Raw genomic sequence first — 729 nt, 5'->3', positions numbered from 1 at the left:
GACGACCTGTCCAGCCGGACCGAAAGCCAGGCAGCCACGCTTGAAGAAACCGCCGCCGCCCTGGATGAGATGACCGCAAGCGTGAAATCCGCCGCAGAAGGCGCGCGCAGCGTGGAAAACATCATGAACGAGGCCAAGCAGGAGGCCGAAAGCAGTGGCGAAGTGGTGCAAAGCGCCGTCTCTGCCATGACCGAAATCGAACAATCCTCCAGCCATATCTCGCAGATCATCGGCGTGATCGATGACATCGCCTTCCAGACCAACCTCCTGGCGCTGAACGCAGGCGTTGAGGCCGCGCGCGCGGGCGAAGCGGGAAAGGGATTTGCGGTCGTGGCAAGCGAAGTGCGGGCGCTGGCGCAGCGATCCTCGGATGCGGCGATGGAAATCAAGACCCTGATTGGCGACAGCTCCAAACAGGTGGAGCGTGGCGTGGATCTGGTCGGCAAGACCGGCGAGGCGCTGCAGGGCATCGTCGACCGGGTGAGCCATATTTCCAAGCTGGTTTCGGGCATTGCAACCGGTGCCTCGGAGCAGTCCACCGGCCTGCATGAGATCAACACCGGCGTGACCCAGCTGGATCAGGTGACCCAGCAGAATGCCGCAATGGTCGAAGAGGCCACGGCTGCCAGCCATATGCTGAACACCGATGCAGGCAAGCTCGCCGAGCTGGTGGCGCATTTCAAGGTCGCCGCAGGCAGCACCAGCGCCCCGCGCGCAGCCAGCCCCGCG

1 protein-coding gene is annotated in these 729 nt (G+C 63.8%); it reads left to right on the top strand.

Annotated features, from left to right (window positions below):
• Positions 1-729 (top strand): methyl-accepting chemotaxis protein (locus tag KUV39_RS18690; RefSeq protein WP_244998474.1); only part of this gene is annotated, 729 nt, incomplete at both ends.

Origin of the sequence: Phaeobacter italicus (genome assembly GCF_019801785.1) — a bacterium.
Classification (GTDB): domain Bacteria; phylum Pseudomonadota; class Alphaproteobacteria; order Rhodobacterales; family Rhodobacteraceae; genus Phaeobacter; species Phaeobacter italicus.
The sequence above is the reverse complement of the archived record's forward strand: the minus strand, read 5'-3'. Positions and strand labels throughout refer to the sequence as shown.